This is a genomic window from Bacteroides sp. D22, assembly GCF_000163675.1.
GTDB classification, from domain to species: Bacteria; Bacteroidota; Bacteroidia; order Bacteroidales; family Bacteroidaceae; genus Bacteroides; species Bacteroides xylanisolvens.
This window is the reverse complement of the sequence record NZ_GG774821.1, coordinates 34,794-55,678: the sequence shown is the minus strand read 5'-3', so window position 1 is coordinate 55,678 and position 20,885 is coordinate 34,794. Positions and strand designations below refer to the sequence as shown.

18 protein-coding genes are annotated in these 20,885 nt (G+C 40.9%); 5 read left to right on the top strand and 13 right to left on the bottom strand.

Annotated features, from left to right (window positions below):
- The first annotated feature begins 31 nt into the window (after window positions 1-31).
- Window positions 32-2,191: a S46 family peptidase gene (locus HMPREF0106_RS03935; RefSeq protein WP_009040909.1), complete on the top strand. Its 2,160-nt coding sequence runs from the start codon at window positions 32-34 to the stop codon at window positions 2,189-2,191.
- Entirely contained in the window at window positions 2,192-4,348 is a 2,157-nt protein-coding gene (locus tag HMPREF0106_RS03940) for a S46 family peptidase (protein ID WP_009040908.1), read from the top strand.
- A gap of 86 nt (window positions 4,349-4,434) precedes the next feature.
- On the opposite strand, the gene HMPREF0106_RS03945 is transcribed toward HMPREF0106_RS03940, so the two are convergent.
- On the bottom strand, window positions 4,435-4,617 hold the full coding sequence (locus tag HMPREF0106_RS03945; RefSeq protein WP_008643295.1) for a type II toxin-antitoxin system HicB family antitoxin: 183 nt from the start codon (window positions 4,615-4,617) through the stop codon (window positions 4,435-4,437).
- The gene (locus HMPREF0106_RS03950; protein WP_004315953.1) at window positions 4,614-5,741 is read right to left on the bottom strand and encodes a glycosyltransferase family protein; all 1,128 of its coding nucleotides are present in this window, start codon (window positions 5,739-5,741) and stop codon (window positions 4,614-4,616) included. Before HMPREF0106_RS03950 ends, HMPREF0106_RS03945 begins: the two co-directional genes overlap by 4 nt.
- 169 nt (window positions 5,742-5,910) lie before the next feature.
- Between HMPREF0106_RS03950 and trxA the strand changes: the two genes are divergently transcribed.
- Complete coding sequence (gene trxA / locus HMPREF0106_RS03955; protein WP_004315954.1) at window positions 5,911-6,210, top strand: thioredoxin; 300 nt, start codon at window positions 5,911-5,913, stop codon at window positions 6,208-6,210.
- A 17-nt stretch (window positions 6,211-6,227) separates the two neighbouring features.
- Window positions 6,228-6,692, top strand: a complete 465-nt coding sequence (locus HMPREF0106_RS03960; protein ID WP_008643293.1) for a thioredoxin family protein — start codon at window positions 6,228-6,230, stop codon at window positions 6,690-6,692.
- Window positions 6,693-6,835: 143 nt separating this feature from the next.
- Here HMPREF0106_RS03960 and HMPREF0106_RS03965 read toward each other — a convergent pair whose 3' ends face one another.
- From HMPREF0106_RS03965 to HMPREF0106_RS03975, 3 genes are all read right to left on the bottom strand, one after another.
- A complete protein-coding gene (locus HMPREF0106_RS03965; protein ID WP_009040907.1) occupies window positions 6,836-7,471 on the bottom strand; it encodes a SagB/ThcOx family dehydrogenase in 636 nt (211 codons plus the stop codon).
- 94 nt (window positions 7,472-7,565) lie between these two features.
- Window positions 7,566-8,126, bottom strand: a complete 561-nt coding sequence (locus HMPREF0106_RS03970; RefSeq protein WP_004297333.1) for an NADH peroxidase — start codon at window positions 8,124-8,126, stop codon at window positions 7,566-7,568.
- A 22-nt stretch (window positions 8,127-8,148) separates the two neighbouring features.
- Window positions 8,149-8,577, bottom strand: coding sequence for a Fur family transcriptional regulator (locus HMPREF0106_RS03975; RefSeq protein WP_004315958.1), 429 nt, complete (start codon window positions 8,575-8,577; stop codon window positions 8,149-8,151).
- Window positions 8,578-8,842: 265 nt separating this feature from the next.
- On the opposite strand from HMPREF0106_RS03975, the gene HMPREF0106_RS27550 reads away from it, so the two are divergent.
- Window positions 8,843-8,989: a hypothetical protein gene (locus tag HMPREF0106_RS27550; RefSeq protein WP_008018500.1), complete on the top strand. Its 147-nt coding sequence runs from the start codon at window positions 8,843-8,845 to the stop codon at window positions 8,987-8,989.
- 3 nt (window positions 8,990-8,992) lie between these two features.
- Here HMPREF0106_RS27550 and HMPREF0106_RS03980 read toward each other — a convergent pair whose 3' ends face one another.
- Genes HMPREF0106_RS03980 through HMPREF0106_RS04015 form a run of 8 tightly spaced genes read right to left on the bottom strand, consistent with a single transcriptional unit; the run spans window position 8,993 to window position 20,868 of the window.
- Complete coding sequence (locus HMPREF0106_RS03980; protein ID WP_008770893.1) at window positions 8,993-9,475, bottom strand: lipocalin family protein; 483 nt, start codon at window positions 9,473-9,475, stop codon at window positions 8,993-8,995.
- Window positions 9,476-9,508: 33 nt separating this feature from the next.
- Window positions 9,509-10,321: a DUF1573 domain-containing protein gene (locus HMPREF0106_RS03985; RefSeq protein ID WP_004315959.1), complete on the bottom strand. Its 813-nt coding sequence runs from the start codon at window positions 10,319-10,321 to the stop codon at window positions 9,509-9,511.
- Window positions 10,322-10,332: 11 nt separating this feature from the next.
- A complete protein-coding gene (locus HMPREF0106_RS03990) occupies window positions 10,333-12,390 on the bottom strand; it encodes a S8 family serine peptidase (protein ID WP_009040905.1) in 2,058 nt (685 codons plus the stop codon).
- A gap of 3 nt (window positions 12,391-12,393) precedes the next feature.
- The gene (locus HMPREF0106_RS03995; protein WP_004312040.1) at window positions 12,394-14,103 is read right to left on the bottom strand and encodes a hypothetical protein; all 1,710 of its coding nucleotides are present in this window, start codon (window positions 14,101-14,103) and stop codon (window positions 12,394-12,396) included.
- A gap of 20 nt (window positions 14,104-14,123) precedes the next feature.
- Window positions 14,124-16,817 (bottom strand): DUF4458 domain-containing protein, encoded by a 2,694-nt coding sequence (locus HMPREF0106_RS04000; RefSeq protein WP_009040904.1) that lies wholly within the window; start codon window positions 16,815-16,817, stop codon window positions 14,124-14,126.
- 11 nt (window positions 16,818-16,828) lie between these two features.
- A complete protein-coding gene (locus HMPREF0106_RS04005; RefSeq protein ID WP_004315960.1) occupies window positions 16,829-18,385 on the bottom strand; it encodes a DUF5003 domain-containing protein in 1,557 nt (518 codons plus the stop codon).
- 17 nt (window positions 18,386-18,402) lie between these two features.
- Window positions 18,403-19,317 (bottom strand): DUF4984 domain-containing protein, encoded by a 915-nt coding sequence (locus HMPREF0106_RS04010; protein ID WP_004310821.1) that lies wholly within the window; start codon window positions 19,315-19,317, stop codon window positions 18,403-18,405.
- A 21-nt stretch (window positions 19,318-19,338) separates the two neighbouring features.
- Complete coding sequence (locus HMPREF0106_RS04015; RefSeq protein WP_004310820.1) at window positions 19,339-20,868, bottom strand: RagB/SusD family nutrient uptake outer membrane protein; 1,530 nt, start codon at window positions 20,866-20,868, stop codon at window positions 19,339-19,341.
- Window positions 20,869-20,885: the final 17 nt, after the last annotated feature.

Below are 20,885 nucleotides of genomic sequence, written 5' to 3'. Positions count from 1 at the left end.
CAATCATATATTCAAATTTTATCATTAAATAATGAACAAACTAAGATTTTATCTGGTAGCGCTGGCTGCGCTTTTTGTATTTTCCGTTAGAGCGGATGAGGGTATGTGGCTATTGCAATTGATGCAACAGCAACACTCCATAGACATGATGAAAAAACAGGGATTAAAACTGGAAGCCCAGGACTTATATAATCCAAACGGCGTTTCTCTCAAAGATGCCGTAGGTATATTCGGAGGTGGATGTACGGGAGAAATTATCTCGCCCGAAGGTTTAATTCTAACCAATCACCACTGTGGCTACGCTTCCATCCAGCAACATAGTAGTGTTGAGCACGATTATCTGACAGATGGTTTCTGGGCTACTTCCAGAGACAAGGAGCTTCCTACTCCGGGACTGAAATTTACATTTATCGAACGTATCGAAGATGTTACAGACATTGTCAATGCCAAAATTGCAGCGAAGGAAATCACCGAATCCGAATCATTCAGCAATACATTCCTTCAAAAGCTGGCTCATGACCTTTATTTCAAAAGTGACCTGGCAGACAAAAAAGGAATTGTTCCGCAGGCTCTTCCGTTCTATGCCGGAAATAAATTCTATCTTTTTTATAAGAAAATATATCCGGATGTACGTATGGTAGCTGCTCCCCCCTCTTCTATCGGTAAGTTCGGTGGCGAGACAGACAACTGGATGTGGCCGCGCCATACCGGCGACTTCTCCATGTTCCGTATCTATGCTGACGCGAACGGTGAACCGGCAGAATACAGTGAAAACAATGTTCCCCTGAAAACAAAGAAACATTTGTCTATCTCTATCAAAGGGTTGAAAGAGGGAGATTACGCAATGATTATGGGATTTCCCGGAAGTACGAGCCGTTACCTGACTGTATCAGAGGTGAAAGAACGTATGGAATCGGAAAACGACCCGCGTATCCGTATTCGTGGCGCACGTTTGGCTGTCCTAAAGGAAGTGATGAATGCCAGTGACAAAATCCGTATTCAGTATGCTAACAAGTATGCGGGTTCCAGCAATTATTGGAAAAACTCCATCGGTATGAATAAAGCCATCATCGATAATGATGTGTTGGGAACGAAAGCTGCACAGGAAGCTAAATTCGCAGAATTTGCAAAGGCGCAAAACAATGCCGAATATGCGGCAGTCGTGAAGAACATCGATGACCTGGTAGCTAAAACAACCCCTCTCAATTATCAATATACTTGTTTGAGAGAGACTTTCTTCGGAGCTATCGAATTTGGTAATGTCATGTTATCTAAAACGCGTGAAGCATTGCTTGAAAAGAACGACTCTGTGATCGAAGCACGTATGAAAGCGCTGGAAAGCACTTACGAAAGTATCCATAACAAAGATTATGACCATGAAGTAGACCGCAAAGTTGCTAAAGCATTGTTCCCGTTATATGCGGAAATGGTTCCGGCTAACCAGCGTCCGTCTATCTACAAAGTAATTGAGCAGAAATATAAGGGCGATTACAACAAGTTTGTTGATGATATGTACGACAACTCTATTTTTGCCAACCGCGCAAACTTCGAGAAGTTTACGAAGAAGCCGTCAGTGAAAGCAATCGACAACGATCTTGCATTACAATACTGCCAGTCTAAATATGACTTGATGGATAAACTGGTTTCCCAGCTCAAGGACATGGATCAGGAACTGGCTTTGCTGCACAAAACTTATATTCGTGGTCTGGGCGAAATGAAATTGCCTGTCCCCTCTTACCCGGACGCAAACTTTACCATTCGTCTGACTTATGGTAACGTGAAACCATACGATCCGAAAGACGGCGTACACTACAACTATTACACCACCACTAAAGGAATTCTTGAGAAAGAAAATCCGGAAGACCGCGAGTTCGTTGTACCTGCCAAACTGAAAGAGCTGATTGAGAAGAAAGATTATGGCCGTTATGCTTTACCGAACGGTGATATGCCTGTCTGCTTCCTGTCTACCAATGACATCACCGGCGGTAATTCCGGCAGCCCGGTATTGAATGAAAACGGAGAACTGATCGGTTGTGCTTTTGATGGTAACTGGGAATCATTGAGCGGTGACATCAACTTCGACAACAACCTGCAACGTTGTATCAACCTGGATATCCGTTATGTCCTGTTCATTCTGGAGAAGTTAGGCAACTGCGGACACCTGATTAATGAAATGACAATCGTAGAATAAATGAGAAAACAAATCCTATTTGTCCTATTTTCACTGGCAACTCTTAGCATCCACGCCGACGAAGGCATGTGGATGCTAACCGATCTGAAAACCCAGAACGCAGTTGCCATGCGCGAACTCGGTCTTGAAATTCCGATCGAAGAAGTATACGACGCGAACGGTCTTTCTCTGAAAGATGCTGTGGTACACTTTGGAGGAGGATGCACGGGAGAAATTATCTCTTCCGAAGGACTGGTACTGACGAATCACCACTGTGGTTATGGAGCTATCCAGCAACACAGTAATGTGGAACATGACTACCTGACAGATGGTTTCTGGGCTATGAATCGTGACGCGGAACTTCCTACTCCGGGATTGACCGTTACATTTATCGACCGGATTCTGGATGTGACCGATTACGTCAATGAGCAACTGAAAAAAGATCCGGACCCGGAAGGTGTCAACTACCTGTCACCAAGTTATCTGGGCACCGTGGCAGAACGTTTCGCCAAAGCAGAGAACATAGAAATAACTCCTGCAACAAAACTGGAGCTCAAGGCTTTTTACGGAGGAAACAAATATTATATGTTCATCAAAACGGTGTACAGTGATATTCGTATGGTGGGCGCTCCTCCTTCTTCCATCGGCAAATTCGGTGCAGATACCGACAACTGGATGTGGCCTCGTCACACAGGCGACTTTTCCCTTTTCCGTATTTATGCGGACAAGAACGGAAAACCGGCAAAATATTCAAAAGACAACGTCCCTTTGCAGGTAAAGAAACACTTGAAAATCAGCATTGCCGGAGTTCAGGAAGGAGATTTCACCTTTGTGATGGGATTTCCGGGACGTAACTGGCGATATATGATTTCCGACGAAGTGGAAGAACGGATGCAAACGACCAACTTTATGCGCCAGCATGTACGTGGAGCCCGTCAGAAAGTACTCATGGAGCAAATGCTGAAAGATCCTGCCGTACGTATTCATTATGCGAGCAAATATGCTTCATCAGCCAACTACTGGAAGAATGCCATCGGTATGAATGAAGGACTGGTACGTCTCAACGTACTGGATACCAAACGTGCGCAACAAGAGGAATTATTAGCCCGTGGCCGTGAAAAAGGAGATGATTCATATCAGAAAGCTTTTGATGAGATTCGTTCTATTGTGGCTCATCGCCGTGACGCGATCTATCATCAGCAGGCTATCAATGAAGCATTGGTCACCGCCCTTGATTTTATGCGCATCCCTTCCACGATGGAATTGGTTGCCGCTCTGAAATCAAAAGATAAGGAGCAAATAAAAGAGGCGAAGCTAAAATTAAAGCAAGAAGCTGATAAGTATTTTGCTTCTGTCCCCTTCCCCGAAGTAGAACGGATGGTTGCCAAAGAGATGCTGAAAACTTATGCCAACTATATTCCGGAGGAACAACGAATCAATATCTTCGAAATCATCAATTCCCGCTTCAAGGGAAGTATCGATGCCTTCATCGATGCTTGCTTTGAACATTCTATTTTTGGCAATCCTAAAAACTTTGAAAAGTTTATCAAGAAACCAAGTTTGTATAAAATAGGATATGACTGGATGGTATTATTCAAATATTCTATTACCGACGGGATCTTGAAAACAGCCATTGCCATGAAAGAAGCCAATCAGAACTATGACGCTGCTCATAAAGTATGGGTGAAAGGCATGATGGATATGAGACAGGAAAAAGGTACACCTATTTATCCGGACGCCAATTCAACTTTACGTTTGACCTACGGCCAGGTACTTTCTTATGAACCCGCTGACGGTGTTGTGTATGATGCTCATACCACCCTCAAAGGTGTAATGGAGAAAGAAGATCAGGGTAACTGGGAATTTGTAGTGCCTCAAAAATTGAAAGAGCTGTATAAATCCCAGGATTATGGACGCTATGGTAAAAACGGTGAAATGCCCGTCTGCTTTATTGTAAACACCGACAATACAGGAGGAAATTCCGGTAGTCCGGTATTTAACAGCAAAGGTCAGTTGGTTGGAACTGCTTTCGACCGCAACTTTGAAGGCTTAACAGGAGACATTGCTTTCCGTCCTTCATCGCAGCGAGCCGCTTGTGTTGACATCCGCTATACCTTGTTTATCATCGATAAATACGCAGGAGCCTCTCATATCATCGACGAACTTAGCATTGAGTAAGTTGAGAGTTGAGAATTAAAAATTGAGAAATAAAAGTTATGCCATCTGGCATTATATTTCTCAATTTTTAATTCTCTATTTTCAATTTATATAAACTCTTCCACCATATACATCTCATCAATCATTCCATTCATTATATTCTGTAAATTCTGAATTGCTTCTTCCGGAGATTCTCCATAAGCGTTACAGTGCATATTTACAGTCAACCAGGCATAATAGCCACCATCCGATGCGCTTTCAAGCACATAATCTGTTCTGTTCAGTTTCATATTGGTAAATAATTATTAAATGTTGGTATTGAAGTTATTTCTGATTGTGAGGCTGCCAGTTTCTCCAGTTCCAGGATGATCCGACGTTCACAACTGCGAACCCAATAAATAAAGTGACGGTTCGGGGCATATTTCCCGACAAAACGGAGCAACGGTTGCAAGTCAAAGGAATCACTGATTATTCCTGCTCCCGCTTTCATTGCATCATACGCATTACAGTCCTGTTCAATATGTGCCGGGACCATCAACACTGGTTTTCCAAGATACATTGCTTCACAAATAGACTCGAAACCAGCCGTACTGGCATAAGCTCTGCAACCTGCCATAGCATTAAGAAACTTCACATCATCTATTTGATGGAAACTCAATGTTTCGTCCACCCGTATCACCTCCTCGGTATCCGATTTATCCCAGAAAAATGTTAGTGGGACTTCCGGATGCCTTGCATGAAAATGCTCCACGCTATCGGCAAACCCGGAATTGACCATATATCCGTGAATATAATTCCCCTCTTCCGGCCGGATAGCTGTCACTTCCTGACGAATCAAAGGAGGGACAGTTACTATCTGATTATTATCATCCTGCTCCATTTCCCGGAAAGATAAAGCCAGCTTCTTCGAGGATTTCAGAGCAGTCATCCGGGTAAAGAAACGCAACATCCATAACTGACACGAACTCTTATCCGGAAACTCGAAATCATGATGCAAAAACAAATACTGATGTCCAACGCAAATATACGGAACAGAGGGGCGGAAGAGTGCATAGGTAAGTCCGGTTAAAAGTTCGTAGAAGTTGATGACGACTTCCGCCCCTGTCTCCCTGATCCGCTGATTTATATAATACATACTACGGATATATTCCGGTAGTTTCAATAAATTGTATGCAAAGCTTTTCGTCAGATTTGCCCGCTTATTATCTGCTGTAGGCAGAAAGTTTGGACTAATGAAGCGCTTCACTGGTGCGTGAATGCTCCGATTGAAAAATCCCGGCAAGGTACGTGTCGAGCTTTTTCCCACCAAGACTTCCACTACTTCGTGTCCATTACGCAATAACATTTCTTCGAGGGTGATCGCCTGTGTAAAGTGCCCTCTCCCCTCACCTTGAACAATAAATAAGAATTTCATAGTTCTATTATTTTTCGATACGCAAAGTTCCCTCTTTCACATTACAAGATGATGACTCTACAATGACTATTCTATGAACAAAAACGACCTTTTTTCGTTATTATAATAAAATAGGATTTATATTTGCAGTCTTCAATGACTGTCATTTAACTCTAAGAAAGGAAAGATTATGGAAAAGTTTGAAGATTTAATACAGTCACCGGTACCGGTTTTAGTTGATTTCTTTGCAGAATGGTGCGGACCCTGTAAAGCTATGAAACCAGTTTTAGAAGAACTAAAATTAATTGTAGGAGATAAAGCACGTATTGCAAAGATAGATGTTGACCAGCATGAAGACCTGGCTACTAAATATCGCATACAAGCTGTCCCGACCTTTATATTATTTAAAAACGGAGAGGCTGTCTGGAGACATTCCGGTGTAATCCATAGCAGCGAGCTGCAAGGGGTTATTGAAAAGCATTATAGTTAAAAAGATAAAGATAACGAATGAAGAAAGTATTAGTAATGGTAGCCCTTGTCATGGTAAGCGTGATTGTATACGCTTTCAATGACAGCGGGGAATCCAATCAAGGTAAAAAAGAGGTAACAGGTAACGGTGAAGTCGTCGTAATGGACAAAGACATGTTTCTGAAAGACGTCTTCGATTATGAGAAATCAAAGGAGTGGAAATACAAAGGCGACAAGCCCGCCATCATCGATTTATATGCAGACTGGTGCGGACCTTGCCGTCAGACAGCTCCTATCATGAAAGAACTGGCAAAGGAATATGCAGGGAAAATTGTCATCTACAAAGTTAACGTGGAAAAACAAAAAGAACTGGCAGCTTTGTTTAATGCTACAAGTATTCCATTGTTTGTGTTCATTCCGATGAAAGGGGATCCACAGCTTTTCCGTGGAGCTGCTGATAAAGCAACTTACAAGAAAGCGATTGATGAATTTCTCTTGAAATAATGAAGAAAATATAGTGACGGTATCCGGTCAGGATAGTGACGCTATAACAAGCAAAGAGTGACGGTATCCGATAGAGATAGCGTCACTCTTTTTTATAGGCTTATAAATCTTCTTTATACGGCTTATAAGCTTCCTGCGAATCCTTATTTGAAGTGTCCTACAGGATGATTCATCATTGGCATCTGACTATCTTTTAATTTCAAAACCTTCTTTAGCTGCTCATTGTCCATCGAAGCACGTGGTACTGTTGCCAAGTTAGCAGCAGAACAAAAGATTGAAATATTTTGAGAAACAATACCGGCATCCATAGCCCCCATCAACTGACTGCGTGGACTTTTGGCATCGCCAAACCTCGAAAGATCGCTGATTAAAACCAATGATACCGGAGCTGTTTTCACAAACGCCTGACCACCTGCCACTGCACCACGATAATCTCCCGCAGCTATCAGTGTCAACTGATGATTTTTAGCATCATACAGATAACTTCCTTCAGGCAACACTACATATACATCCACATCCTGTTTATTCAACGCTGACGGAGCGGTTCTCATTCCGGATTCCTTACGGTTGATTCCATTAGCAGCCCACAACAAATCAGACAGATCAGCCAGGCTCAATGCTTTCGAAGCATATTCGCGAGTTGAATGTCGTTCAGACAATGCCTTCATCACCGCACCAGTGCGGTTTAAATTAGGCTTCGGCAATTTAATCACCTTATCAGCAGCAAAGGCAGCCGCTGAAAGCATTAAACAAACTAACAATAGTTGTACTTTTCTCATAACTGTGGTATTTAAAAATTGATAGACAAATATAAATAAAAAAGGTCTGTATTCGTTGCGGAATACAGACCTTTTAAGAGTTTATTAGGCTTAATTATTTCTTATCACCGAAATAACGGTTGTATAATCCTTCAAAACCTTTACCGTGACGAGCTTCGTCTTTGCACATTTCGTGTACAGTGTCATGGATAGCATCCAGGTTCAGAGCTTTAGCACGAGTTGCGATGCGTTTTTTGTCTTCGCATGCACCTTGTTCAGCGTCTTTACGTTTCTGCAGGTTAGTTTTAGTATCCCATACGCAGTCACCCAACAGTTCTGCAAACTTAGCAGCATGTTCAGCTTCTTCCCAAGCGTAACGTTTGAAAGCTTCAGCTACTTCAGGATAACCTTCGCGGTCTGCCTGACGACTCATGGCCAAATACATACCAACTTCAGTACATTCTCCCATGAAGTGATTGTTCAAGTCCTTAATCATTTCTTCGTCACAGCCTTTTGCAACGCCGATAACGTGTTCGTCAGCAAAAGACAATGCGCCACCTTCTACTTCAACAACTTCTACGAACTTGCTGGCAGGAGCTTTACACAATGGACATTTCTCAGGAGCTGCGTCACCTTCATGAACGTAACCGCATACAGTACATCTAAATTTCTTCATTTTCTTCTCAATTTTAAATTAATTAGTCAATACGTGTTTCTTTATCTTTACTTAAGCAATTCTTGCAAATACCTTTATAATAATAATGAACTTCCGATACCTGATGACCATCCATTTCCAAATTTTCCACTTGTTTAATCGCTTCCGGACATTTTAAGTCATAAATATGTCCGCAACGTTTGCAAAGGAAATGGGAATGTACAGAAGTATCCGCATCAAAGTTTGTATTCTTTTCGTCAATCGTAAGCATTAATGCCGCACCCTGTTCGGAAAACAATTTCAAAGTATTATAAACCGTTGTCTTTGAAAGTGTCGGCATTGAAGGAGACAATGCTGTGTAAATATCATCAGCCGACGGATGAATCGGATGCTCCATCAAATATTCCATGATAGCGATACGTTGCATGGAAGGCTTGATATTATGCTCTAATAATCGATCGTATGGTTTCATTATCTTCCTTTCTTTTCAAAGTTGTATTCATTACAATTATAAATCCAATGCAAAGATAAGAAGGCTTTATTTTATTTCCAAATAATTCATGACTTTTTTTTATGACATGGCTAATTATAATTAGGTGAAGAGATAAATTATTTATTCATAATGCTCAACTAGTAAACTTCTATCATCTTCGCTACATACACAGAAACATAATAGCATACGAAAACTACTATAAAGATTTTTTCAATATTTTAGATGAATCAACAAAAAGGATATTATGAGCGAAAAAGAATTAAAAATGTTTGATATGAATGCACAATTAAATGCTGCATTCAGCAAAGAAGGTTCTTCAAAGCGTAAAAAAAGAGGATTCACAACATTTTCAATAAATGAAGTGAATCCTCTTTTTCTTTCAATAAGTTAAATTTTAATTATCTATATCATCTCTAGCTTCTTCTACAATTTTAGAAGGAACTCCGTCACAACGAACATATTTAGACACATCTCCTGCATCATCTTTCACCGTCCAAATCATAGTTCCTGCTGGCAAAAGTTCTGTTACGATATACGAATTGTTCCAACGACCGCCCAAGCTGTTATTATATTTACCGCTAATAATATATCCCAAATAAGTATCTTTCTCTATCTCGAATATCCCGCTAAGAAAACGAGCATACATACTATCGAATTTCTGGTACATCTCAAAAGTTTTATCTCTACGGACAAAAGTTATATAACAATAAGTACCATCAGCCATAGGCTCTCCATTCCACTCTACTAACCGCCAAGTACCATTCAGATTGGCAGGAGTTACTTCCAGCGTTTCCACTTTTACTTCTTCATCGTCATCACAAGCCATAAAGCTAAACAAAAGCATGCATAATGGTATTATTCTGAAAAGAATTCTCATATTATAGTTTTTTTTAAATGTTAATCAAAAATATTATTGTAAACGTTTGATAGTTACTCTGACCAAGCGATCTGTCAATGGTGCGTCGACCCCTTCAACAATAAAATTGAACTGCAGCCCATTACCTAAGTTGTCAGGCAATTTACTACCATCTACGGTTATCACGATGTCTGCCTCCTGCCCTGGCGGTATAACTTCCGGTTCTGTTTGAAAAACAGCGTATGGAGGAAGCATCTGCGCAGAAAGCTTCAAAGGTTTCTTCCCGATGTTAGCACATAAAATGCGTTCAGAAGGGCAAACATTAGAGGTCATTTCCGAAAAGACAATTTGTTTGCGTTTCATACGCAAGGTTCCCATTGTAGAAGGAAGATATCTCCATTCATCGGAACAGACAACCTCACCTATCAACATCAGACGCGCTACCGGATGTTTTTCTGAAATATCCGTATACACAAACGCATATGTTTCTACAGTTCCGATGCGATTTTTAGGATTATACACCAATGTAACCATACTTTCCATTCCCGGAGCAAGTGTTCCCAAACTGAACGCTGCTGCTGTACATCCACACGAAGTGGTTATCTTCGTGATCCGTACATTCTTGCCACTGACATTGCGAAACGGAAATGTGTAGGTTCGGGGCGCATCGGTATCGTATATACTGCCAATATGTATACGGAGAGAATCGAAACTGAACATCTCTCCTCCCTCTTTCAGTAAAGGAGGATTAATCAACGAATCAACTTCTACAGACTGATAGGCTATTCCCTGCGCCCCAAGGTAGTGGGCAGGGAAAAAGACCATCAGCCAATAAAGCAAATAATATCTCCATTGCCTATTCTTCATCTATCAAACTATTACATCCAACCACTATCATTCGCATTTTTGCGGACAGTAATGGTGAAGGATTGTTCCTTTCCGTCGCTTGTTCTCATCGTAGCGCTTGTCATACCCGCAACAACTCCTTTCACTTTCAGTATAGTACCTTCAAGGGTAACAGTTGCCTTCGACGTATCGCTAATCTCGCATTCGTATATTAGATTTTCTCCATTCAGGAAATAAAGTGCCAAGTCTATTTTTACGATTTTATCGATTCCGACATACAGATTGGGCATTTTCATATCCGACCCGCTTCCGGCAATAGCATGCAATAATGCACCAGCATCAACCAGTTTACCCATTTTGCCCCTATAAGAAGAAAGGTCCATTCTTGTTGCCGACCAGCCCGGAGAATTATGCAAATAATAATAGGTCTTATAACCTTTATAATAGGAATCCACCTCTCTCGCCGTTTGTTTCATCAAGTTTATAAACTCCTGCACCTTGAAGTGGCGACGTTGTTGCAAAGCATACGACAAACCGAGTGCAGCCACTCCCGACACATGCGGGCAAGCCATAGACGTACCCTCATTGTAACCGTAGGCTGCTTTGCCTTCCACCACTAAAGTAGAGAGGATCATTCCCTGATCAATGTTCACATTATTACCATCAGTATCTTCACCCGGAACACAATGATATTCGCTATCACCACCAGGAGCACAGAAATCCACTTCCATCCCATAATTGCTGAATGATGACGGCGTATAGTCAGCTGCAATAGAAGCTACCGAAAGGCATCCCTCATAAGCTGCCGGATAGGAAGACATATATGAGTATTCATTGCCTGAAGCAAAGATGGCCAATCCGCCCTCAATCACCCCGTTAGGAGAACCTGCATTATGGATAAAGTAATCCAGTGCCTCTTTTTCCAATGGATAAGTCTTTGACCACTCTTCGTCAGTGGCAGGCCCGGGTACATATCCTTGCAACGGATTGGAATAAGCGGAGTTATATCCCCAACTGCATTGAAGGATTACGGCACCGTTATCGGCTGCATACTTAATAGCTCTCGCCTCATTCACCATCTTTACCTGGGAATTACCATCGAAAACCTGACAGGACATAATCCTCACTCCCGGTTTGGTTCCATTTCCTCCGGCAATGCCGCTGACTCCTATACCATTATGATTCACGGCAGCTATCGTTCCCGCCACATGAGTGCCGTGACCAGTATCTTCGGCTGCTTGCCAACTGATGATCCCGCTATTTTTTACGAAGTTGTAACCATAACGGTCACCCTTATAACCATTCTTGTCCGCATCATCGTCCGAACCCAATACCTCGCTTTCGTTCACCCACATATTAGCCTCCAAATCAGGATGCTTCCACATAACACCTTCGTCAAGCACGGCAACAATGATTTCCGGATCACCCGTACACAGTTCCCACGCTTCTTCACAATTAACGTCGGACCCCACAATAGCAGGAGCTTTCTCAGTTACAAAGCTATAATCTCCTCGGTTTATATATCCCCACTGATGCGGTAATAGCTCATCATTGAACTTAAAACCGTTATCTGCCGCACGCGTTTTCATCTTATTCAGAGCAGCTTCCGACACCGGAACTGGTTTCTTTTTAGGATTATATGCCCGCTGAATGGTAGGATTTATTTGAAGTTTCGAAATTTCGCCCAATTTAGACAGTTTTCCCATAGCTTCTTTCAAATCTGTGCCCTTATCAAAACGCACCAAATACCAAAGATGCAATCCGGCTTCACGGCTCTTTTCTTCGGTGCGCGAATTGACAGGAAAAACGCGTTCGAAGTCATACGCTCCTAAAATAGAAAGCACCTCGTCCGTTGACGGAATACCCGACCGGGTAGAGGCTCCCACCGCACGTATTTTCATCGTATGGTCGAGAATCTCAGTCATTTCGGGGACAAACTTAACCAATAATTCCCCTTCGGCAGCCCCTTCCGGTATCACTATATCCGGAGTGACGGGAACTACCGGAGCATCATCGTTTAAGTCGTTGTCACTGCAAGCTCCTGCCAACAGTGCAAACGTTGTCATTATATATATATATATTTTCTTCATATTCTAGTCTTTGAGTTCATATTTTTCCTTGAATTTAGGGAAGGCTTCAAAATACTTGTCGAAATTAGTCGGCTCGTTATCAAACCTTACCATTTTTCCTTCTGAATTTAACCCTTTTTCCATCTGGTTATAAATCAATACCTCCGGATCCCATTCTATCAAATGAGGATGATACAACACCCACTCAGGCAGATTACCGGTAAAGAAATTCAAGTTGACACTAAGTTTTCTCATTTTCGGAAGTATCTTAGGAATATGGGCGCCCTCATTTACCAAATACTGTATAGTATCACCGCCAAATGCTTCTACATCGGCCTGTGAGTAACCGGTCACTCCGTCCACTCCTATTTCAAAATCAGGCAATGTTCCTTCTATAAAGTTGTAGGACAACCTTAACTCTTCCAAATTATCCCACATAAACAATCTACGAAGTGTATTATCATCTTTGGTATTAAAGAACAAACCGATACCATCCGGGTATTTGACGGGATCTTTCGCATTTCTAAGATCAGAAATAACCGATCTTCTATTACCTATTAAGTTGAGTGACTTCAGTTTCGGGAAATTCTCCTTCGTAATAATAGAAGGCACCGAATTGAAGTTGTTACTACTTAAATCCAACGTCTCAAGCCGATCACCTAATAGGACAAGATTATCCGAAATTGCAGACAATCCGTAAGCACTTACAGTCAAAGATTTCAAATACTCTAAACCGCACACATCATCTTCCAACGTAATGCTCTTAGTTGCCGTATTAGAGTTGCCAAAGAAAGTCAAGCTTTCCACATACGTCAGGTAGTGCACTTCTTGCGGAACTGATTCTTTGGTATTAATCATATTAAAAGACACAGAACGTACACGTCCCACTACATTTTCGCCCTTCGGAAGTCCTTCATCACCTTCTTCCCACAATACTACATTGTCCCAATATCTCATGTTCTCACCCGGATTCCAGTTGTTACCTATTTCCAAGCGTTCTCTGATAGTGAGCAACGTCAATGAGTCGCCCGAGCGATTGTCCTCAATCCTCGGTGAAGCTTTCTGAGAGATCGTCAACACAGCAGGCTGTTCCAGTTTATCTTCGGTGCTTTTAGGTGTGAAATGAATTTTAGCTGTACGAATGTCAAAATCCGGATTCATCGTCCATTCAACACGGATTTTAGTTGTACGCGGACGAGAGCCACGATCTAAATCAACAGTGGGATCTTCAGGCAAAGTGAGCCACTCTTTTTCTGGAATAACATCATATTCCGTATTCATTTTGAACGCAACATTTGTGGTTACGATCACATCAAAATGGCGATTGTCATAAGTATCTGATGCTTTGATTTCCACATCAGGCTTTTCTATATAAATCATCTTGCCATAACCAGTTTGATGCACCGTCATCACACATGGCGCCTGCCCCTGAGGTATAAAACGTATTTCTGCTTTACGCATTCCGTTAATTAAGGTCGAATCGATAGAAACCGTACACTCAGTAGCACCGAAACCATTAGCAGGAGAAATGTTCACCCAAGGTTCCGACGCACTGACAGCCCATTCGCCTCCCGATGAGACGGTTACTATATCCTTGCCACCGTCAGCACCCATCGTGATATCTTCCTTATCTATCGAGAATCCGGTAATACCACTATCGTCATCATCTTTACACGATGCCACAGCAGCCATGTAAACGAATAATCCTAATGCTATCTTTACTAAATATTTCATTGATTTTTATTCTATTTTGTTTATTTATCCAAATCAAGCGCATCACAACCGCGGATGTCCTGCGACTTATCATAAATCAACGTATATTGTCCAGCTCTAATATACGGACATATCCCGCTCATGTCAATCGAAATATTCGGATTATCCTTGATTTCAAACAACACGATAGTCGACGAAATGGTATCATCAATTTTACGTAAATCATTTGAACCGATATAAAAGACCTTAAGACTCGGATTTTTATAAAGTCCCGTAGGCCATTCACGCAGTGTTCTATTACCGTTATCATCCCGTTGGTGGCTAATGCCGAACACTACCAGATAATTGATAGACAGCGGTTGAGAAGGGAATTTGGAGAATCTATTATAGCTTAAATCCAATCCGTACAATATCGGCATATTAATCACATAAAAATCATCTGTCAGCGAACTTAACTTATTATAAGTCAGGTCAAGGCTAGTGAGATACTCCAAAGACGTCTTTCCCTTCAGTGCCCCTTTAGGAATGGTTGTCATACCGTTGGCGGAAAGGTTCAGTGTTTGCATCGGTGATTCTTTCTCAAACAAAAGTTTAGGGAATATCGTAAATTTGTTATGGTGCAAATTTACAGTAGAAGCATTGATACCCCGATGATTCTCACCATCCTCAAATTTATCTATCAGATTGTTAGAGAAGTCTACTGTCCCCATCACGTAATCGGACTTAGCATTGAAAATATTCGGCACTTCCGTCAACTGATTGTTTGTGCAACTTAAAGTTTCCACATCATTCCAGCCGAAGAAATATTTCAATCCATTGCCATCCTCAACACCCGGGATTTCTTTTATTTTATTATTATCCAGATACACTTTCATGAGTTTGACTTCCTTGCCAAAAGGATGTAATATTTCAATTTCATTGTTAGTACAATCCAAAAGTGTTAATTTTTTCATTTTCTTCAGAAGACCATATTCAGGAAATTCTTTAAGCTTATTATATCCCATATAAAGAAGCTGAATCTTATCTGCACACTGTGAATCTTCTCCAAGCAGCGCTTCCCAATCACTTTTCAATTGGTCTCCATCTATACTCGGATTATGAGCAATATTGAGTGAGACCAATTCAGGCAACTGCTTCAACATATCTACAGGCAGTTTTTCCAAGTGAGGACAATTGTAGATTTCTATATCCGTCAAAGTTGCCATATTCTTCCAATTCCATTCCTCCTGTTCCTCATAGTAAGGCGAATCAGGTTTCACATTCACAAAGAGTCCATCACTTCTGACAGGTGAATTAGATATAAAGAATTGTTCCAATTTCGTCAGCCTCATGATAGCTTTAGATACGCCAGTAATTTTATTCGTCAAAGCACCAAACTGCACATCTTTCGTAGAAATACGACTGCTCTTGATGGGACTCATTTTCGGATTATCGTTAATTCCTTTGCGTAGAATAGTAGACAAATCTTCCCGAGCATCCCTAGAAAGAAATTTCGTATCATAATCCATTCGCATAGCCTTACGTTGTTCGTCGCTCATGTTGACGGAATAGTTGTCGAACAAGTGTCCACCGAGCTTTTCATCATGTGTTCCTAATGATAAAATTCTCAATTCAGTGAATTGTCCAATTTCATCGGGCACAACGCCCTCAGCGCCAAATCCGGCAAGCGATATTAGAGCTACGCGACCATTCTCCAACAACTGCACACCGGGCTGGTTACCCCACATGTCAATATCCTTATTGAAATTCCAATTAACTCCCATCGGTGCGGATTCCCCATAATACTTCCATGACGGACCGCCCATCTTTTCCCAAATAGCTTTCAGTGCTATATAATCTTTAATATATTCGGCTGTTTCGTCAAGACGGATAGGTACTTCCGCGTCCTTTGTCACTTCATTATCTTTCACGACAAACGACTTGGAAGTCTGTACAGTTGCCACCTCCAATGAATTATTAGCCTTTTCATCCGAATAGGTTTTGTAACTGCTTATTTGGTACGTACCTGCTTTCAGCCATGCCACTGTGTCGCACTCTGCATAAGACGTTTCCTGGTTTCTGTCGCCATATCCGTCGGCAGGCTCATCGGTAAAGTCTTCTACATATTTTACCCGAATCTTTTCTATCGTAGTCAGCTCTTGAGTGAAAACGTTCTTCACTGTGATATCAATTGATAAAATATTGCTCAATGGATATGCTTCATCCTCAGCCGCGCGAGTTTTCACAAAGTCCTTCACCAATTTAAATGTGACCATACCTCGTGACACTGCATCTACACTCAACTTTTGAGTATGCAAACCGTCAGCAATAATCGTAAATACATTATCCTTTCCGGCAGGTCCGGCATATAATACATTATCCAACTTATCATACAAATAATAACCAATGATAGTATAGGTTCCTGTGAGCAACTTCAACTTATCACTACGCAATCCGAATTCTGCATTTTCTGCATTGTATGAATCCAGTAACAAAGTCTGAGTAATAGTTGAACCATTGTATTGCATGACAACTTTCACTTTCTGTGCATCGCTTAGCTTATCTAGCTTATCGGTCACTGCACGAGTTGTCGTACCTTTGTCCATGGATGCACTCTTTAATAACTTAAACTGCACATATCCATAAGTGGATTGTAGCGGCTCGTCATCATCAGAGCATCCTGTCACCACCGTCATTGCCAATAAAGAAACAATGAGGGGAACAAAGAATAATATGGAATATAGTTTCTTATTCATTTATTCAATGATTAATTATAATTTGGAGTAACAATAAGTACTTTTTTTATTTCACCATCTTTCTCAATCAGAATATGGAATTCTTCTGTCAAAGTACCCTCAATAAAAGCATTCAATGATGTATCACTACCTTCACAAATTTTTTCCGAAGTTATATCTTCACCATTACGCATTACTTTAAAATTCCATTCTAATTCGAAATCACCCTCTAATGGATCAATGGTAACCCCGCCTTGAGCAGAAGGCCACTCCATAGTATAAATATCACTTACATCTGGATATAAATTTATTATATCGGTATCAGTAACCTTCGTACAAATAGCTTCTTGTGTATTCCAACTTGAATCAAAGTAAGTCACTTTAAACGCCTGTGCCACCTCTTGCTTTTTCTCTTTCTGCACAAAATTAATCAAAAGATTATTTTGTTGATAAGTATATTTGATATCCTGTTCGTATGTTTCCATATCCATTTCTATCAAATTTTCCCATAATTCATCTTTAATTTCATCATATAACGCTTGAGGTAATAGTAACACGTATCCTTCTCTTTCTTCAGAAGAATCATTGACTTTCAATCGCAAATTACCTTTTTTATCATCTTCAAGTTTTATCCAGTCCACTCCATCTTCTTCTCCAATTTTCATCTGCACCATTCCATATTCAACCACTTTCTGAATGTACACCGGAACTACTTCATCATTCAAAGCCTGCACGGTATAGGGTATAAATTTATTATAAGTAGAAGTTGTAGTAGAAGCACTGGCTCCTGCACTGCTTGTTTGTATGAATGTCTTGCCATCCAATGACACTTCCCAATTCCAAGGATTAGAGTTAAGTATCTTAATTTTTTTCGGATCCATACCTTTATATACCAAAGGGAATGAATAAGACATAACCCCATCTTCGTCGGCAAAAGTCAATGTACCATTTTGTACATACTTTGCATACAGAGGATTATCAATCACTTTGACCTCACCTTTTGTCATTTCATTTACAGTACCTACAATAGCATTGCCGGCTACCTCCAACCATTCCGGTCTGTTAGTTGCAGCAAAACGGAAGTTAGCCTTTACTTGAAAAGGTTTATAATCATCATATCCGACTTCTATTTCTTGGATTTCATTGCCTTCCATATCGTAAATCTTCAATTCACGCGTTTTATTATCACGCACCACATCAGCAATAATCGCCTTATCCGCTCCTATCATCATAGTCAAATGAGCAACGGTAGGTGCATCGAACGCCACAACTTCATCGGTAATCTTTAATGTCACAGTCTGCTTTCCAGCAGTTCCCGACAAAGAATAATCTTCATGACCATCATTCATAAACCGGCACCATGTAGCCGAAGAAGTCAACTGCCAGTTGGCATTCGCTTCAAAATTCAATTCTTTTGTATCACCATATACACAATTGACAGTTTGTTTTTCGGGAAAAACCACTTTTGCTGCATCGTCGTCGTCCGAACAAGCACTAATGCATAACGCCATGAACAGAGCCGTGAAACAGCTTTCCAAACTGAACTTCCGTATATGCGCAACCAAGTTTCTTTGTTTAAACTTTCTCATATTTCTATTTTTTATTATTATTTTAATGAATTATTGACGCCTTCTTCGATAAGAATTTGCGCTTCGTCATCACTGACCCATTTCACTACATTTATGTAAGTACCGACTTCATCTTTTCCAGCAGGCATACCTGGTACATGTAATGTCATATACTGGAAAATAAATCTTTCACAACTACTATAATAAGAGAGGTAATACCCTGATTGATATGCCCACACTTCCCAATCACCATAAATTGTATCAAAAGCTTCCATAGTAGAAGCAAACGGTTGATCTTCCATTTCAATCAACGGATTAAGCAGGTCGTTGGTAGTAAACTTCACTTTGAGGTCATATCCTTTATAGAAGTAGTCTTTCATAATGATAGTGTTTTCTGCATTGGGATCAACTTTTGTACGAATTAACCGCTGGCTTACATCCTTCATATACGAACCAAAATAAGTAGAAGTTACTATTAAAGCATAACCTTCAAACAAATGAATATCAAACGGACATACTTTCTCCAAAATCACCTTCGTTTCGGTTCCATAGAGTTCCCACTTAGATTCTTCCTTACTGACCAGTTGGAGAACCATTCCCAACGAATCGGTAACCTCTATATTATCATAAATACCACGTATGCGAACATTCGCAGTGCGCTCACCCGCCTTGATGGTCACCGTGTTTGATTCGAGAGAAAAATGCCGCCCTTCCACCGCATTCGTCTTTTTATCCAAAATCTCCACTCCTAACGTTCGATCGTAGCTACAAGCTTCGGTAGCCGCCACTGGTATATCGAAATACTCCTCATTGTTTTGAACCGGAAGTACGGTCAATGTATCGGAGAACATGATATAATCGGGACCGCTATATGTAACATAATCGGTGTCGCAACCGGTGAATCCGAACGCGAAGGCGAATATGGCTGATAATCCAATAAAAATCTTTTTCATGTTTATTGATTTTAAAAACTATTATTTATTGCTTTCATTCGGTTGAATGTCTGATCCCGGTGCATCCAACTCATTTTGAGGAATAGGCCATACAAAGCGCGGATCGTCTTTCTCCACTTTCAAACTGCTACCATTGTCCAGTGACTCGCTCTGCGGCTTTCTTTCAAATCCTTTGTGCCAACGTTTTAGGTCCTGAAGACGGAAACCTTCCATATAAAGTTCCTTCACACGTTCTTGTTCGATTACCTCCAAAGCATTCTTCTCAGATACACTCACGCCACCGCTATACGAAGAATAACGCGCAGCACATAAAGTTCCGAGATCTTTGCCTGCACTTCCGTAGTCGGGTGAATTTTTAAAGCAGTATGCTTCCGCACGGATAAGGTATTGCTCTGACAATCGAAATGGTTTCGGCATAGAGACGTGACGAATGTTATAGCTTTCCATGAGAGTGGTATTTCCCCAATATTTCTGAAGTAATGACCATTGCAATGCATGTGGATATCCTGTTAGATATGTTTGGAAAAAAATTGAGAAACGAAGATCGTACGGATCGTATAATTCTAAGGCCCATTTTGCAGGTACATAGTCAGGACGTACTGTTGAATAATCATAATTAAAAAATATTGTACCTAAAGCCCCGCCATAAGAAGTAGGTGTAAAACCCACCTTCCAAATTATTTCAGTCGAAGCATCATTCGTCCACATATACTGATAGAAACTCTGGCCGGTACTTCCATATTGTATAGATGCACTTGAAAGCACATAATAACCACTGTCAATGACTTTGGTGGAATACTTGATTGCCTCAGTATAATGCTTCATATATAAAGCAATCCGAGCACGGAGAGCATAAACCGTATATTCATTAATATACGTAGTGCTGTAAAGGTCGTCCTTTGACACACTGTTTTCATCTATTTTCAAGTATTCAGCAGCCAATTCAAGATCATCCAGTACAAATTGATAAGAATCTTTCAACGAAGCACGACGGGTATTGTCTACCGAATCATAATGAGAAGTAAGCACTACTCCCAGTTCATTTTCTGCTTCCCCATCACTTTCATATGAATTACAGAATAGCTTAATTAGTTCGGAATAACACAACGCCCGAGCAAAAAGGGCTTCACCGTGAATCATTTCCAGTTTATCGAGTGCGTCATCGTCCGTCGTGCTTTGCTGTACTCCCGGAATATAATCTAACAAGAAGTTACAACGATTAATAATAGCATACAAAGCTCCATATACAGCCTCGATATCTTCATTGGTAGCTAATATATTCCAACGCCACAAATCACCGTATTGATTCGAATATCCGGTAACGGCATACACAAGATCGGTCTGCAAATCGGGCAACAACGTCAGACGTCCGCTATAGAGCGAAGCATCCTTAAATGCCGCATAGATGCCAATAATTGCCTGATTAGCATCGTCCACTGTTTTGATAGCCTGGCCGGCTTGGATAGCATCGTCGGGATACTTGTCCAAACATGATACGGAGCCAATGCCCACAGCTATCAACAACAAATAAATCTTTATCTTATTCTTCATTGTTTTATAGTTATATG

Coding starts and splice junctions, on each gene's coding strand:
- HMPREF0106_RS03960 (WP_008643293.1), top strand. CDS start 6,228: ATGAAGAAAGTATTAGTAATGGTAGCCCTTGTCATGGTAAGCGTGATT.
- HMPREF0106_RS04000 (WP_009040904.1), bottom strand. CDS start 16,817: ATGAATAAGAAACTATATTCCATATTATTCTTTGTTCCCCTCATTGTT.
- HMPREF0106_RS04015 (WP_004310820.1), bottom strand. CDS start 20,868: ATGAAGAATAAGATAAAGATTTATTTGTTGTTGATAGCTGTGGGCATT.
- HMPREF0106_RS03950 (WP_004315953.1), bottom strand. CDS start 5,741: ATGAAATTCTTATTTATTGTTCAAGGTGAGGGGAGAGGGCACTTTACA.
- HMPREF0106_RS27550 (WP_008018500.1), top strand. CDS start 8,843: ATGAGCGAAAAAGAATTAAAAATGTTTGATATGAATGCACAATTAAAT.
- HMPREF0106_RS04010 (WP_004310821.1), bottom strand. CDS start 19,317: ATGAAAAAGATTTTTATTGGATTATCAGCCATATTCGCCTTCGCGTTC.
- trxA (WP_004315954.1), top strand. CDS start 5,911: ATGGAAAAGTTTGAAGATTTAATACAGTCACCGGTACCGGTTTTAGTT.
- HMPREF0106_RS03995 (WP_004312040.1), bottom strand. CDS start 14,103: ATGAAATATTTAGTAAAGATAGCATTAGGATTATTCGTTTACATGGCT.
- HMPREF0106_RS03965 (WP_009040907.1), bottom strand. CDS start 7,471: ATGAGAAAAGTACAACTATTGTTAGTTTGTTTAATGCTTTCAGCGGCT.
- HMPREF0106_RS03975 (WP_004315958.1), bottom strand. CDS start 8,577: ATGAAACCATACGATCGATTATTAGAGCATAATATCAAGCCTTCCATG.
- HMPREF0106_RS03990 (WP_009040905.1), bottom strand. CDS start 12,390: ATGAAGAAAATATATATATATATAATGACAACGTTTGCACTGTTGGCA.
- HMPREF0106_RS03985 (WP_004315959.1), bottom strand. CDS start 10,321: ATGAAGAATAGGCAATGGAGATATTATTTGCTTTATTGGCTGATGGTC.
- HMPREF0106_RS03940 (WP_009040908.1), top strand. CDS start 2,192: ATGAGAAAACAAATCCTATTTGTCCTATTTTCACTGGCAACTCTTAGC.
- HMPREF0106_RS03935 (WP_009040909.1), top strand. CDS start 32: ATGAACAAACTAAGATTTTATCTGGTAGCGCTGGCTGCGCTTTTTGTA.
- HMPREF0106_RS04005 (WP_004315960.1), bottom strand. CDS start 18,385: ATGAGAAAGTTTAAACAAAGAAACTTGGTTGCGCATATACGGAAGTTC.
- HMPREF0106_RS03980 (WP_008770893.1), bottom strand. CDS start 9,475: ATGAGAATTCTTTTCAGAATAATACCATTATGCATGCTTTTGTTTAGC.
- HMPREF0106_RS03945 (WP_008643295.1), bottom strand. CDS start 4,617: ATGAAACTGAACAGAACAGATTATGTGCTTGAAAGCGCATCGGATGGT.
- HMPREF0106_RS03970 (WP_004297333.1), bottom strand. CDS start 8,126: ATGAAGAAATTTAGATGTACTGTATGCGGTTACGTTCATGAAGGTGAC.